Here is a 13419-nt window from a genome sequence, read left to right on the forward strand (position 1 = left end):
GGTGCGGCGCCCGCTGGGCGGCGACGACCGGGGGCAGGTCTCCGTGGAGTTCCTCGGCATGCTCCCGCTGATCCTGCTGGTCCTCGCGCTGCTGTGGCAGCTGGTGCTGGTCGGCTACGCGTATACGCTCGCCGCCCACTCCGCGGACCGGGGCGCGCGGGCCGGCACCGCGACCGAGGGCGGCGGCGCCGGCGCCTGCATTGCCGCCGCCGAGCACGAACTGCCCAGCTCCTGGCGGGGCGGTGCCTCCGTCTCCTGCGTCCCCGCGGCAGGTGTGTGGAAGGCGACGGTCCACATCGAGGTCCCGGTGCTCTTCCCCGGCGCGGGCACCTTCCCGTGGCGGGCCGAGGGCTCGGCCGGCGCCGCGCAGGAGGCCCCCCGGTGAGCGCCGTCCGTCTGCCCGCCCGGCGCCGCGGCTCAGCCCGGCTCCGTGGCCCCGCCCGGCTCCGCGGCCCCGGCCGCGACCGGGGCCAGGTCTCCCTGGAATTCCTCGGCTTTCTGCCGATCCTGCTGGTCGTCGGGCTGGCCGTGGTCCAGCTCGGGCTGGCGGCGTTCGTCGTCCAGCAGGCCGGTACGGGGGCCCGCGCCGCGGCCCGTACCGCCTCGATGGACCGGGCCGACCACCCGGCCGACCCGCAGGCCGCCGGCCGGGCCGCGATGAGCGACTGGGTCAAGGCGGGGATCACCGTGGGCGGCGACGGCGACGGTGCGGTCCGCGCGACGGTGCGGGTCACCATCCCCTCGATCATCCCCGGCGTCGACGACTTCGGCACCGCCCGCCGCAGCGCCACCATGCCCCGCCCGCAGGAACCCGGCGCCCTCGGCCTTCGAGCCGCCCCGGACACGTACGAAGGAGCAGCCCCGCGATGAGCCTGAAAGCCCGGATCGTCGCACCCGAACCGGCCGGTGAGGCGCGGGAGGACAGCCATATGGTGGCCCTCTACCGCGCCAAGCTGCTGGAGGAGATCGACCTCGCCGAGATGTCCTCGCTGGCCGCGGCCGAGCGCCGCTCGCGGCTGGAGCGCGTCCTGGGCCACATCATCAGCCGCGAGGGCCCGGTGCTCTCCACCGCCGAACGCGCCCAGCTCATCCGCCGGGTGGTCGACGAGGCGCTCGGCCTCGGGGTGCTGGAGCCGCTCCTCGAAGACGCCTCGATCACCGAGATCATGGTCAACGGCCCGGACCAGGTCTACGTCGAGCGCTCCGGCCGGGTCGAGCTGCTGCCCGTCCGCTTCGCCTCGCACGAGCAGCTGATGCAGACCATCGAGCGGATCGTCTCCACCGTCAACCGCCGGGTCGACGAATCGAATCCGATGGTCGACGCCCGGCTGCCGTCCGGCGAACGCGTCAACGTCATCATCCCGCCGCTCGCCCTGAACGGCGCCACCCTCACCATCCGCCGCTTCCCCCGCGCCTACACCCTCGCCGAACTCATCGGCATGGGCACCCTCGACGAGCAGATGCTGATGCTGCTGGCGGGGCTGGTGCGGGCCAAGTTCAACGTGGTGGTCTCCGGGGCCACGGGCGCGGGCAAGACCACGCTCCTCAACGCCCTCTCCGGCCTGATCCCCGACGGCGAGCGGATCATCACCGTCGAGGACGCCGCCGAACTCCAGCTCCAGCAGTCCCATGTGATCCGGCTGGAGTCCCGGCCGCCCAACGTGGAGGGCAAGGGCCGGATCACCATCCGCGACCTGGTCCGCAACTCCCTGCGGATGCGCCCCGACCGCATCATCGTCGGCGAGGTGCGCGGCGGCGAGACCCTCGACATGCTCCAGGCGATGTCCACCGGACACGACGGCTCGCTCGCCACCGTCCACGCCAACAGCGCCGAGGACGCCCTGATGCGGCTGCAGACCCTGGCCTCCATGTCGGATGTCAAGATCCCCTTCGAGGCGCTGCGGGACCAGATCAACAGCGCCGTCGACTGCATCGTCCAGCTCTCCCGGCACGCCGACGGCTCCCGCCGGATCAGCGAGATCGCCATCCTGGACTCCCGCGGCCACGAGGACTACCGGATCGCCACGGTCTGCCGCTTCGACGCCGAACCGATGGGCGCGGACCGCATCGTGCACGGCCGGTTCCGCTACTTCCCGCTGCCGCGCCGGGTCGCCGAGCGCCTCTTCATGGCGAGCGAACCCACCCCGCCCGCCTTCGGCGTGGCGGCCACCGACGACCAACTCGCCACCCGGAAGGCGACCTCATGACCGGCTGGGCCCCGACCACTGCCGCCGGGGGGCCGACCACGGCCTCCATGAACCCCCTCGCCCTGCTCGCCATCGGGGCCACGCTGCTGTGCGGGCTGCTGGCGATTGCCGGCGTCCGGACGTACGCGGCCGGGCGCGCCCAGCGGCAGGCCGTCGTCGACCGGCTCGCCGACGAGCGGGCGCTGCCGACCGGCGGACGCCGCCGCCGCTTCCCGTCCGTCGACCGGACCTTGCGCGCCACCCGCTTCGGCCGCCGCCTCGAACTGCGGCTGGCCGCCACCGGCCTGGACGTCACCCCCGGCGAGTTCTTCGTCGCCATGCTCGCCGCGGTCGCGGTCCTCTGGCTGGTCGCGCAGGCCACCCTCGCCCCCTTCTTCGGCCCGATCGCCGCCCTGGTCGCCATCTGGGCGGCCTTCGCCTTCCTCAACTGGCAGCGGCAGAAGCGCATCGAGAGGTTCATCAACCAGCTGCCCGAACTCTCCCGGATCCTGGCCAACGCCACCCAGGCCGGGCTGGCGCTGCGTACGGCGCTGGGCATGGCCGCCGAGGAGCTGGAGGCCCCGGCCGGCGAGGAGCTGGCCAAGGTCTCCGACAAGCTCGCCGTCGGCCACTCCATCGACGAGGCGCTCGGCGAGCTGGCCGAACGCCTCCCCTCCCGCGAACTCGTCGTCCTGGTCACCACCCTGGTGCTCTCCAACCGGGCCGGCGGCACCGTCGTCGGCTCGCTGCGCAACCTCACCACGACCCTGGAGGAGCGCAAGGAGACCCGCCGTGAGGTCCGCACCCAGCTCTCCCAGGTCGTGGTCACCGCCTATGTCGTGCCGCTGCTCGGCATCGGCACCCTGCTGCTGATGAACCGGATCGCGCCCGGTGCCATCGACCGGATGACCTCCTCCTTCCTCGGCCAGCTCGCGGTCGTGGTGGCCTTCGCCCTCTACGGCCTGGGGTTCTTCTTCATCCGCCGGCTCTCCAAGATCGACGTCTAGGTATCGCTATGGGAATCGGAATCCTGCTGGCCTTCGCCTCCGCCCTCTCGGTCGTGGGTGTCTGCTGCGGTGTCGCGCTCTACCGCCGGGAGGCCCGGCTGCCGCCCGACCTGGCGCTGTCCCTGGAGGTCGGCGCCACCCGCACCACGGTCGTCGGGTCGGCGGTGGACCGCGCCGGGATGCGCTGGGCTCCGCTGGTACTGCGGCTGATGGGCGAGCGGCGCACCGCCCGGATCCGCCGCCGGATCGATCTGGCGGGCAATCCGGGCGGGCTGACCGTCGACCGCTATGCGGCCCGCCGCGCCGTCTACGGGGCCCTCGGCTTCTTCGGCGCGCTGGTGATGTTCCTGCGCGGTCAGCCGCTGCTCGGGATCCTGATGGTGCTCTTCGGCCTCTTCTGGACCGAGGTCGGCATCTGGTCCGCGATCCGGCAGCGCCGGGACACCATCGAACGCACTCTTCCGGACTTTCTGGACGTGCTGGCCGTCGTGGTCAGCGCCGGCCTGAGCTTCCGTCAGGCCCTGGACCGGGTCGCCGAGCGGTACGAGGGCCCGTGGGCCGACGAACTGCGCATCACCCTGCGGCAGATGGACATGGGCGTCAGCCGCCGTGCGGCCTTCGAGGAACTGCGCAAACGCAACGACTCCGAACAGGTCGCCCAGTTCGTCACCGCCCTTCAGCAGGGCGAGGAGCTGGGCTCGCCGATCGTCGACACCCTGATCCAGATCGCCAACGACATGCGCCGGACCGACGCCCAGAACGCCCGGCGCCGGGCCGCCCGTGCGGTCCCCAAGGCCACCATGGTCGTCACCACCTTCATGGTCCCGGCCACGATGGTCCTGCTCATCGCGGGGTTCTTCCTGGGGTCGGGCACCAACTTCGGCTCGCTGGTGGGGAAGTGACCGGCCTGCGGACCGGGAAACGGACGCCCTGCGGGGCCCCGCGCCCGCCCGCCCGGCGCCGGTGGACCGGGCCCGGCGTTCCGGCGCCGGCGCTCCTCGGCGCCGCCCTCTCCGCCCTCTCGGCCCCCTGCTCCGCCGACACCGTCCACGACCGCCGCCACGCCGGGCCGTCCTTGCGGATGCACATCTTCGGGCGGGCGGGCCCCGGCGCCGGACTCGCCGTGCCGGTGCCGCACACGGGGCCGCGCCGGGGCGCACTCCGGCGCGGCCGGGCGTGGCGCCCGGCCGGATGAGTGTGGTTCCCGCCTCGCTTCTCCTCAACTCCTTCGCACCAGCAACGAGTTGTGTCACAGTGGGTGGGCTTACGATTGCGCGCGCACTATGGTGCGGTCGGGCCGTACGGTCCACATGGGCAGTCCACATCGGGCAGTGCACATCGGGCAGTCCACAACGGGCAGGGCAGCGGGCAGGGTCCCGGAGGGGGAGCGGGGGTGGACGGGGTGCGATGGAGTGGCCAAAATGTGCCGTTGTCTCTGTCGTCCGCGTTCCGGAATCAGGACGGGGTGGGCAAGCCCTGTTCCGGGAACGCTGTTCCGGCGTACTTTTCTGGTGTCACGCGCGGGTCCGAACGCGCCGGCACCACGGGGGCAGACCAGCCGGACCAGAGCGGTCCGGCCGCCCATGGAGGGGAACACGATGGCGAAGCGGTTTTTGGGGAACGACCGGGGACAGACCTCGATCGAGTACCTCGGCATCATCGCGGTGGTGGTCGCGATCGTCCTGGTCCTGTCGACCACGGACTTCGGCAGCCAGATCGCGAACGCCATCGCCAACAAGATTTCCGACGTCGTCGGCATTTAAGCCGCGCCGGCGCCCTCGCCGTGACGGCCCCCCTCACCCGCCGCGGCCGGCGCGATGCCGGGCAGGCCTTTCCCGTCTACATCGTCGTGGTCGGGGGCCTGCTCTTTCTCGCGCTCGCCTTCTTCGCCGTCGGCCAGGCGGCGGCCACCCGCAACAGTGCGCAGACCGCCGCCGACGCGGCCGCGCTCGCCGCCGGTCAGAAGTACCGTGACCTGCTGACCAAGAGCCTGCTCGACGGTCTCCGCGACGGGAGTTACGCGACCGACCCGGCCGCCTGGAAGGACCTGCTGAACGGGCGCGGCCCCCTGTCCGACGCCGCGTGCGAGAGCGCGGACTGGTTCGCCGGACGCAACGGCGCCGATCTCTCCGGCCGCGGCTGTGTCCCGGACTCCTGGCCCACCTCCTTCGCCGTCACCGTCACCACCCGCAAGGCCGTGGGGAATTCGGTCATTCCGATGACCCGCGGCACCCATGCGCAGTCCGAGGCGACGTCCGTCGTCGGCCCCCGCTGCACCCTCGCCGCGCCCGCGGACGACGGCGGCGGGACGGCCGGCACGGACGGCGAAGGGGGCACGGACGGCAAGGGCAAGGGGGGCAAGGACGGCCCGGGGCACGCCCCCGTCGAGCTCCGCTGCGACGGCAAGCGCTGGGCCCTCGACCCCGACCACCTCCAGGACCTCCCGGAAGCCGCCGACCTCTTCTCCGTACGCCTCGCCCATTGACCGGCCGCGACCCCGCACCCGATCACCGCCCCGAGCCACGAAACGACCAGACGACGATCAAAGGAATCGCATCCATGAGCATTCGGCGCACCACGAAGGCCGCCAGAGGAGCGGTCGTCTTGGCCGGCGCTGTCGGCCTGGCTCTCGTCGTGGCCGGCTGCGGTGGTGGCGGCGACGGCGGCGGTGCGAAGGCGTCGGACGGCGACAAGCCGCCGGCCCGCAGCACCGCCCCCAAGGACGGCGGCCCCGGCAGCCCGGCCGCCGACTCCGACAAGGTGATCGGCGAGATGAAGGGCCCGGACGGCGTGGTGGTCACGCTGCACTCCGTGGTCCGGGACTCCGGCGGCTTCGTCACCGTCAACGGCACGGTCGCCAATCACGGCAACCGCCCCTTCAACGCCATCAACTGGCGCTCCAACGAGACCGAGCTGCGCTCCCGCTCCTCGATCTCCGGGGCCACCCTCGTCGACAAGGCGGGCAAGAAGCGGTATCTGGTGCTGCGCGACACCAACGGCGAATGCCTGTGCACCACCGGCCTCAGCGGTCTGATGCCGGGCGCCAGCCGCCCCGTCTTCGCGCAGTTCCCGGCGCCCCCCGCCAAGGTCACCGACGTCGACTTCCAGCTGCCGACCATGCCGCCGGCCAGCGTGCAGATCACGGACTGAGCGGGCACCGATGACCGCGACCCAGATGCCCCGACGCCGCCGAGCGCCGCGCAGCGCCGTCACCGCGGCCGCCGTCGCGCTGCTGCTGGTCACGCCGCTGACGGCGCCCGCCGCCCACGCCGACCCGCCGGGCGTCACCGAGGACTCCGCCCCGCCCGTGCACATCGACCCCACCGACCCCGATCTGCGGATGGTCCAGGGCGCCAAGCTCGCCCCGTCCAAGGTCCTCAACATCAAGTCCATCGTGGAGAGCGACGACGGCTCCGAGCGCCGCCAGGACACCAACGACAACGTGACCTTCGCGCTCCAGGCCGAGGTCCTCTTCGGCAAGGACAGCGCCGACCTGTCCTCGGACGCGCTCTCCCGGATCGGCGCCATCGCCGACGAGATCAAGAAGCAGCACGCCACCAGCCTGCGGGTGTTCGGCTTCACCGACAATCTCGGCTCCGCCGGCCACGGCCTGGTCCTGTCCAAGCGGCGCGCCACGGCGGTGCAGGAGGAGCTGGCCAAGGACCTCGGCCCGTCCGTCGGCTTCCAGATCCGCGGCTACGGCGAGCAGTACCCCATCGCCGACAACACCACCGAGGAAGGCCGCAAGAAGAACCGCCGGGTCGAGGTCAGCTTCCCGCGCGCGTCATGATCCGGCCCCGGGCGGTCGGCGCGGAGCGTCGGCCGGCGGCAGTGCCCGCGCCGGCGCGCTCAGCCGGCGGCCTCGACCCCGAGCCGGAGTCCGGGCCGCAGGCCCCAGCGCGCCATCGCACCGGCCTCCGCCTCCAGGACGTGCCGGGCGCGGAGCCGGGGTCGGCCCAGCCGGCCCGGGCGCATGGTGCGGATGGCCAGCACGGTGAAGTCCCGGCTCAGATAGGCGACATCGATCGCGAACCGCATCCGGAAGGTGTGCACCCCGCTCGCCGGGGTCAGCAGCAGCGCCCCCTCGATGCCGTCGCGGCCCAACAGCCCGCGGGCACGGGCGCGGTAGGAGGCCGCGATCTCCACCGGAATGCCCCCCTGTGCGCCCAGCAGCATTCCCGGACCGTTCTTCCAGCGCGCCATGCACAGCGTTCTATCAGTTCCCCCGTCCCATGGGCACCGGACGGGCCTAAGGTCGGCCCGTGGCACTGATGTTGATCGTTCTCGCCGCCGCCTACGGGGCCGCGGCCGGGCTGCTGATACCGCGGCCGGCCCACCGGATGGCCGTCGAGCCCGAGGAGGAGTGGCGCGCGGCCTGTCCCGGGGGGCATGCGATCACCGGGCCGGCCCGGGGCTGGCTGGGGCGCGGGCACTGCCGGGACTGCGGGGCGTACGGGCCGGGCGGGCTGCCGACGGCGACGGTCACCGCGCTGGCGTGTGCGGCCCTGGCGGCAGCCACCGGACCCCGGCCGGAACTCGTCGCCTGGCTGCTGATGGCGCCGCTCGCGGTGCTGCTGACCGTCGTCGACCGGCGGGTGCGGCGCCTCCCGGACGCGCTGACGCTGCCGCTGGCCGTGGTCGGCGCCGGGGCGCTGGGGCTCGCTGCCCGGCTCACCGGGGAGACCGGGGCCTGGCGGCGGGCGCTGCTGGGCGGGCTGCTGCTCGGCGCCTGCTACCTCCTGCTCTATGCCGTCAATCCCCGGGGGATCGGGCTGGGGGACGTCAAGCTGGCGGTCGGGCTGGGCGTCGCGCTTGGGTGGTACGGCCTGCGCACCCTGGTCACCGGCGGTGCGGCGGGGGTGCTGAGCGGGGCGCTCTACGGCGCCGGGCTGCTGCTCTTCCGGCGCGGCGCGCGGGACACGGCCATGCCGCTCGGGCCTTTCATGATCTTCGGGGCGTTCTGCGGACTGCTCCTGGGGGCCGCCGCGACCGCCGCCTGACCGCGCCGTTCCCGCGCGGGGCGCCGCCGGCACCCGCGCACGGGAGGACCGGGTCCGTACGCCTGCACACCCGCGAGCCACGCCGCGGCGCGCGCCGGTGCACACAGCACCCCGTCCGCGGGGTTATGGTGGAAACCCCCCCTCGGGCCGGTCCGTATCCCCCCCACGGACCGGCCCGCTTTTTGTTGCCCGGGCAGGCCGCAGCAGACGAGCGGCGTACGGAGGCGGCGTATGCATCCTGTGGTGCACGGCCCCAGGGGGCCGCTACCGCCGGGCCCAGATGTTCACGCCGTCCGTCGTCCTGGCGAACTCGTCGATCTCGGCCAGCTCGGCGTCCGTGATCGCGGGGGCGTCCAGGGCCGCGATATTGGCCTCCAGCTGGGCGACGTTGCTGGCACCGATCAGCGCGGAGGTCATCCGCTCGTCGCGCAGCACCCAGCCCAGGGCGAGCTGGGCCAGGGACTGGCCGCGGCGGGCGGCGATGTCGTTGAGACCGCGGAGCCGGCGGACGACGTCGTCGGACAGCAGGCCCGGGTCCAGGGACTTGCCCTGCGAGGCGCGCGAGCCCTCGGGGACGCCGTGCAGATAGGTGTCCGTCAGCAGGCCCTGCGCCAGTGGCGCAAAAGAGATGCAGCCCATGCCCTCGGCTTCGAGGGTGTCCAGCAGCAGGTCGTCCTCGGTCCAGCGGTTGATCATCGAGTACGAGGGCTGGTGGATCAGCGCCGGTATGCCCATGGAGCGCAGGATTCCGGCCGCGTCACGGGTCTGCTCGGCGTTATAGGAGGAGATACCGGCATAGAGCGCCTTGCCCTGCTGGACGGCGGACGCCAGCGCACCCATCGTCTCCTCAAGCGGAGTGTCGGGATCGAAGCGGTGCGAGTAGAAGATATCGACGTAATCGACGCCCATCCGCTTCAGCGACGCATCCAGCGACGAGAGGAGATATTTCCGCGAGCCCCATTCGCCGTAGGGACCGGGGTGCATCAGATATCCGGCCTTCGTCGAGAGAATCATCTCGTCGCGGTAGCGGCGGAAGTCCTGCGCGAAGATCTTCCCGAAGTTCAGCTCGGCGGACCCGGGCGGCGGACCGTAGTTGTTGGCCAGATCGAAGTGGGTGATGCCCAGGTCGAAGGCGCGGCGCAGGATGGCGCGCTGGGAGCTCAGGGTGCGGTCGTCACCGAAGTTGTGCCAGAGTCCAAGGGAGATAGCGGGGAGTTTGAGTCCGCTGCGACCCGTTCGCCGGTACTTCATCGAGTCGTAGCGGGATTCCGCCGCGTGGTAGTCGGTGCCAGTCATACTCATCTCCCTATCACGTACTTGTGACCACCTGATTGGGCTGCCGAGACAGCCGAGAAGTAAAGTTGCTCCCTTGAGGCGACGGGGGTGACCGCCATTGGTACGGAGGGGTTGGACCACACATGCTGCGATCTTCCGGGATGCGCATCCCTTATCCGCCCGCACTGCGCAATCTGGTCTATCGGCTGTATGCGCGCAGGGTGGAGGGTCGCCTGGATCACACCCAGGTGCCCAAGCACATCGGCGTCATCCTGGACGGCAACCGGCGCTGGGCGCGGGCCGACGGGCGGACGACAGAGCAGGGCCACCAGGCGGGCGCGGACAAGATCAGTGAGCTGCTCGGCTGGTGCGAGGAGACCGATGTCGAGGTCGTCACGCTCTGGCTGCTGTCGACGGACAATCTCGACCGGCCCGAGGCCGAGCTGAAGCCCCTGCTGGGCATCATCGAGAACACCGTCCGCGGGCTGGCCGCCGACGGCCGCTGGCGGGTGCATCACGTCGGCAACCGCGATCTGCTGCCGACCGCCACCCAGCGGGTGCTCAAGGAGTCCGAGCAGGCCACCGCCGACAACAAGGGCGTGCTGGTGAACGTCGCGGTCGGCTACGGCGGCCGGCAGGAGATCGCCGACGCGGTGCGCTCGCTGCTGCTGGAACACGCCGCGCGCGGCACCTCCTTCGAGCAGCTCGCCGAGATCGTCGACATCGACCTGATCTCCGAGCACCTCTACACCCGCGGCCAGCCCGACCCGGACCTGGTGATCCGTACCAGCGGTGAGCAGCGACTGTCGGGCTTCATGCTGTGGCAGAGCGCCCATTCGGAGTACTACTTCTGCGAGGTCTTCTGGCCGGCGTTCCGGAAGGTCGACTTCCTGCGCGCGCTGCGCGACTACGCCGCCCGGCACCGGCGCTACGGCTTCTAGGACCTGAGTGACGGGACAGCAGGTTAGGCCGTTCGAGTCCTCTCTCACTTTCGTCCCGTATGACCCTTACGTCCCGATATTTCCGTAGGGCGTTCTGTGCCCCGCCGGTCCCACGAACCCCCGGCGGGGCCCCTTCTGACCCAGCATTCCCGTGAGGCGGCCCCGGCCGCCCCGGCGGGCGGGTGTCACCAAAGGTTCACCGACCGTGCGTCATATGCCGTGGCATGGCTGCGGGCGTTCGAGGGAATATCCCTTCCAGGTCGGCGTCCGGAACAAGCCATCGGGCGCCGCATCTCAGCGGACGGCATGGAGTCGTCCGCCCGGGAGGCCCTTTGCACATCACGGAGGTCCGTGCGCACCGCACGGTCGACGCGGAGGGCCGGCGCTCGGCCCGCGCAAGGTGGTCCGAGCCCGGTCCGGTCACGAGATGGCCGGGGGTCCTGGGGACGCCGCCCAGCGGTCGCTGGGGGCGTGGTCGCCCCAGGAGCACACCGCCCCGCGACGCCGTCGCACCCCGACCTCATCCGAGGGGGTTCGTCCCACCGTGGTGAACAGCAAGCAGCGCCGTGACAACGACCGGCGCACCTATGTCCTCGACACCAGTGTCCTGCTGGCGGATCCAGGCGCCATGTCCCGCTTCGACGAGCATGAGGTCGTGCTGCCGGTCGTCGTGGTCACGGAACTGGAAGCCAAGAGACACCATCCGGAGCTCGGCTACTTCGCGCGGCAGGCGCTGCGTCTGCTGGACGAGTACCGGGTGCAGTTCGGGAGGCTGGACGCGCCCATCCCCATCGGGGATCTGGGCGGGTCGCTCCGGGTCGAGCTGAACCACTCCGACCCCGGGATCCTGCCCGCGGGCTTCCGGCTCGGCGACAACGACTCGCGGATCCTCGCGGTGGCGCGCAATCTGCAGGCCGAGGGGTACGACGTCACGGTCGTCTCCAAGGATCTGCCGCTGCGCATCAAGGCGTCCTCGGTCGGGCTGCTGGCCGAGGAGTACCGCGCCGAGCTGGCGATCACCGACTCCGGCTGGACGGGGATGGCCGAACTGACCCTCTCCGCGGAACAGGTCGACGAGCTGTTCGCCGCCGAGACCGCCCAGGTGCCGGAAGTGTCCGAACTTCCGGTGCATACCGGACTTGTGCTGCAGTCCGAGCGCGGCAAGGCGCTCGGGCGGGTCACCTCCGAGGGCGGAATCCGGCTGGTGCGCGGCGACCGGGAGGCCTTCGGCATCCACGGCCGCAGTGCCGAGCAGCGGATCGCGCTGGACCTGCTGCTCGACCCGGACGTCGGCATCGTCTCGATGGGCGGGCGGGCCGGTACGGGCAAGTCGGCGCTGGCGCTGTGTGCGGGCCTGGAGGCCGTATTGGAGCGTCGGCAACACCGCAAGGTGATGGTGTTCCGCCCGCTGTACGCCGTCGGCGGGCAGGAGCTGGGCTATCTGCCGGGCAGCGAGGCGGAGAAGATGAGCCCCTGGGCCCAGGCCGTCTTCGACACGCTGTCCGCGGTGACCACCAAGGAGGTCATCGAAGAGGTGGTGGGGCGCGGCATGTTGGAGGTGCTGCCGCTGACCCATATCCGGGGACGGTCGCTGCACGATGCATTCGTCATCGTGGACGAGGCCCAGTCGCTGGAACGGAACGTCCTTTTGACGGTTCTGTCCCGTATCGGCGCCAACTCCCGGGTGGTGCTGACCCATGACGTCGCCCAGCGCGACAACCTGAGGGTCGGGCGGTACGACGGCGTGGTGGCCGTGGTGGAGAAGCTGAAGGGGCATCCGCTGTTCGCCCACGTCACGCTGAACCGCTCGGAACGCTCGCCGATCGCGGCGCTGGTGACCGAAATGCTGGAGGACGGCAGGATCTGACCCGTTGTGAACAGGGCGCCGCCCGGCGAAGCGAAGGAGCTTAGCCGGGCGGCGCCGTGCTGTGCGCGGTTATCCGAAAATACTTGACGGTAAACGAGGTGTGAGCTTTCACACCCAGCGGGGAATTGATTCCCGGTGTGTCGTTCGGGCAGAGTCTGGGTCCTGTCAGGCCCCGCATACGGCACCCAACACCCCCAGCGGTGTAGAACGATCGAACTTCATAGCGAGTCGCCGTATGCCGCCCGAGCACCACGCGGACCCCGAGGGGGACGTACCGGGCCAGTGCCTCCCGTGACCAGTCGGACCCACCCGCTCAACCGGGTCCGGAACAAGGGGAGACCAGCGTCAGGGGCACGATTGCGCCCGCGAGGTCACCTATGCGGGCGGTGCTGGAAGGAAAACGTGTGAGCCGGATCTCGGTCCGGGGATTCGCCGTGGCATCCGCCACCGCGGTCACCACCGTCGGCGCCGTGGTCGGCGTCGCTGCAGGCAACGAGGCACCCTCGGTGGGCAACACCGAGGCGACCGCTGCCGACGCGACGATCGCTGACATCCCCGCAGGCGCACAGGCACAGGTGCAGACGGCTTCCCTGACGCAGCAGGCGGACGACCAGTCCACCCAGGCGGATGCGGCAGCCCTGAAGTCTGCACAGGAGTCGGCTCGCAAGGCGGCCGCTGAGACCGCGAAGAGCAAGAAGGACGCCGCGGACGAGGCGAAGGCCAAGAAGGAAGCCGATGCGCGCAAGAAGAAGGAGCAGGCCGCGTCCCGCTCCTCCGCACGCGGCGACCTGGGCGACCTCGTAGGCAAGAGCTCGTACAGCATTGCCGAGACGCAGGCCATCGCGCGCCAGATGATGGCCGGCGACCAGTTCCAGTGCTTCAGCAACATCGTGGACCACGAGTCCGGCTGGAACTACAAGGCCACCAACGCCGGCTCGGGCGCCTACGGTCTGGTCCAGGCGCTGCCCGGCTCCAAGATGTCGTCGGCCGGTTCCGACTGGCAGACGAACCCGGCCACCCAGATCAAGTGGGGCCTGAACTACATGAACGACCGCTACGGCAGCCCCTGTGGCGCCTGGTCGTTCTGGCAGGCCAACAGCTGGTACTAGGCCCGTCCGGCCCTACCACGCACCTCCGAAACCC

At 71.3% G+C, this 13419-nt stretch carries 15 protein-coding genes; 13 read left to right on the forward strand and 2 right to left on the reverse strand.

Annotated features, from left to right (window positions below; all coding sequences use genetic code 11):
* Position 1: 1 nt before the first annotated feature.
* The 9 genes from BKA18_RS23335 (at position 2) to BKA18_RS23375 (ending at position 6983) form a co-directional block, all read left to right on the forward strand.
* Entirely contained in the window at positions 2 to 385 is a 384-nt protein-coding gene (locus BKA18_RS23335) for a TadE/TadG family type IV pilus assembly protein (RefSeq protein WP_366044324.1), read from the forward strand.
* On the forward strand, positions 382 to 870 hold the full coding sequence (locus tag BKA18_RS23340; protein ID WP_366044323.1) for a TadE/TadG family type IV pilus assembly protein: 489 nt from the start codon (positions 382 to 384) through the stop codon (positions 868 to 870). Before BKA18_RS23335 ends, BKA18_RS23340 begins: the two co-directional genes overlap by 4 nt.
* Positions 867 to 2207, forward strand: coding sequence for a TadA family conjugal transfer-associated ATPase (locus BKA18_RS23345; RefSeq protein ID WP_006603415.1), 1341 nt, complete (start codon positions 867 to 869; stop codon positions 2205 to 2207). The genes BKA18_RS23340 and BKA18_RS23345 overlap by 4 nt, the downstream gene beginning before the upstream one ends.
* Before the next feature lie 47 nt (positions 2208 to 2254).
* A complete protein-coding gene (locus BKA18_RS23350) occupies positions 2255 to 3193 on the forward strand; it encodes a type II secretion system F family protein (RefSeq protein WP_366044525.1) in 939 nt (312 codons plus the stop codon).
* A gap of 8 nt (positions 3194 to 3201) precedes the next feature.
* Complete coding sequence (locus BKA18_RS23355) at positions 3202 to 4095, forward strand: DUF5936 domain-containing protein (RefSeq protein ID WP_366044322.1); 894 nt, start codon at positions 3202 to 3204, stop codon at positions 4093 to 4095.
* 696 nt (positions 4096 to 4791) lie between these two features.
* A complete protein-coding gene (locus BKA18_RS23360; RefSeq protein WP_006603411.1) occupies positions 4792 to 4956 on the forward strand; it encodes a hypothetical protein in 165 nt (54 codons plus the stop codon).
* A gap of 20 nt (positions 4957 to 4976) precedes the next feature.
* A complete protein-coding gene (locus BKA18_RS23365) occupies positions 4977 to 5678 on the forward strand; it encodes a pilus assembly protein TadG-related protein (RefSeq protein WP_366044321.1) in 702 nt (233 codons plus the stop codon).
* A 74-nt stretch (positions 5679 to 5752) separates the two neighbouring features.
* A complete protein-coding gene (locus tag BKA18_RS23370; protein WP_006603409.1) occupies positions 5753 to 6343 on the forward strand; it encodes a hypothetical protein in 591 nt (196 codons plus the stop codon).
* A 10-nt stretch (positions 6344 to 6353) separates the two neighbouring features.
* Positions 6354 to 6983, forward strand: a complete 630-nt coding sequence (locus BKA18_RS23375; RefSeq protein WP_006603408.1) for an OmpA family protein — start codon at positions 6354 to 6356, stop codon at positions 6981 to 6983.
* Positions 6984 to 7042: 59 nt separating this feature from the next.
* On the opposite strand, the gene BKA18_RS23380 is transcribed toward BKA18_RS23375, so the two are convergent.
* Positions 7043 to 7396 carry a DUF192 domain-containing protein gene (locus tag BKA18_RS23380; protein ID WP_366044320.1) on the reverse strand — a complete coding sequence of 118 codons (354 nt, stop codon included), beginning with the start codon at positions 7394 to 7396 and terminating at the stop codon, positions 7043 to 7045.
* A 68-nt stretch (positions 7397 to 7464) separates the two neighbouring features.
* On the opposite strand from BKA18_RS23380, the gene BKA18_RS23385 reads away from it, so the two are divergent.
* Complete coding sequence (locus tag BKA18_RS23385; protein ID WP_040900101.1) at positions 7465 to 8193, forward strand: prepilin peptidase; 729 nt, start codon at positions 7465 to 7467, stop codon at positions 8191 to 8193.
* 264 nt (positions 8194 to 8457) lie between these two features.
* On the opposite strand, the gene mgrA is transcribed toward BKA18_RS23385, so the two are convergent.
* Positions 8458 to 9489 carry an L-glyceraldehyde 3-phosphate reductase gene (gene mgrA, locus BKA18_RS23390; protein WP_366044319.1) on the reverse strand — a complete coding sequence of 344 codons (1032 nt, stop codon included), beginning with the start codon at positions 9487 to 9489 and terminating at the stop codon, positions 8458 to 8460.
* Positions 9490 to 9629: 140 nt separating this feature from the next.
* On the opposite strand from mgrA, the gene BKA18_RS23395 reads away from it, so the two are divergent.
* The 3 genes from BKA18_RS23395 to BKA18_RS23405 all read left to right on the forward strand — a co-directional run bounded on the left by BKA18_RS23395 (position 9630) and on the right by BKA18_RS23405 (position 13385).
* A complete protein-coding gene (locus BKA18_RS23395; RefSeq protein ID WP_006603404.1) occupies positions 9630 to 10409 on the forward strand; it encodes an isoprenyl transferase in 780 nt (259 codons plus the stop codon).
* 544 nt (positions 10410 to 10953) lie between these two features.
* Complete coding sequence (phoH2, locus tag BKA18_RS23400; RefSeq protein ID WP_366044318.1) at positions 10954 to 12276, forward strand: RNA 5'-3' helicase PhoH2; 1323 nt, start codon at positions 10954 to 10956, stop codon at positions 12274 to 12276.
* A gap of 404 nt (positions 12277 to 12680) precedes the next feature.
* Positions 12681 to 13385 (forward strand): aggregation-promoting factor C-terminal-like domain-containing protein, encoded by a 705-nt coding sequence (locus BKA18_RS23405; RefSeq protein WP_366044317.1) that lies wholly within the window; start codon positions 12681 to 12683, stop codon positions 13383 to 13385.
* Positions 13386 to 13419 lie beyond the last annotated feature (34 nt).

This window comes from Streptomyces auratus (assembly GCF_050433025.1).
Classification (GTDB): domain Bacteria; phylum Actinomycetota; class Actinomycetes; order Streptomycetales; family Streptomycetaceae; genus Streptomyces; species Streptomyces sioyaensis.

Coding starts and splice junctions, on each gene's coding strand:
- BKA18_RS23370 (WP_006603409.1), top strand. CDS start 5,753: ATGAGCATTCGGCGCACCACGAAGGCCGCCAGAGGAGCGGTCGTCTTG.
- BKA18_RS23375 (WP_006603408.1), top strand. CDS start 6,354: ATGACCGCGACCCAGATGCCCCGACGCCGCCGAGCGCCGCGCAGCGCC.
- BKA18_RS23355 (WP_366044322.1), top strand. CDS start 3,202: ATGGGAATCGGAATCCTGCTGGCCTTCGCCTCCGCCCTCTCGGTCGTG.
- BKA18_RS23350 (WP_366044525.1), top strand. CDS start 2,255: ATGAACCCCCTCGCCCTGCTCGCCATCGGGGCCACGCTGCTGTGCGGG.
- BKA18_RS23345 (WP_006603415.1), top strand. CDS start 867: ATGAGCCTGAAAGCCCGGATCGTCGCACCCGAACCGGCCGGTGAGGCG.
- BKA18_RS23385 (WP_040900101.1), top strand. CDS start 7,465: ATGTTGATCGTTCTCGCCGCCGCCTACGGGGCCGCGGCCGGGCTGCTG.
- BKA18_RS23395 (WP_006603404.1), top strand. CDS start 9,630: ATGCGCATCCCTTATCCGCCCGCACTGCGCAATCTGGTCTATCGGCTG.
- BKA18_RS23380 (WP_366044320.1), bottom strand. CDS start 7,396: ATGGCGCGCTGGAAGAACGGTCCGGGAATGCTGCTGGGCGCACAGGGG.
- BKA18_RS23360 (WP_006603411.1), top strand. CDS start 4,792: ATGGCGAAGCGGTTTTTGGGGAACGACCGGGGACAGACCTCGATCGAG.
- mgrA (WP_366044319.1), bottom strand. CDS start 9,489: ATGACTGGCACCGACTACCACGCGGCGGAATCCCGCTACGACTCGATG.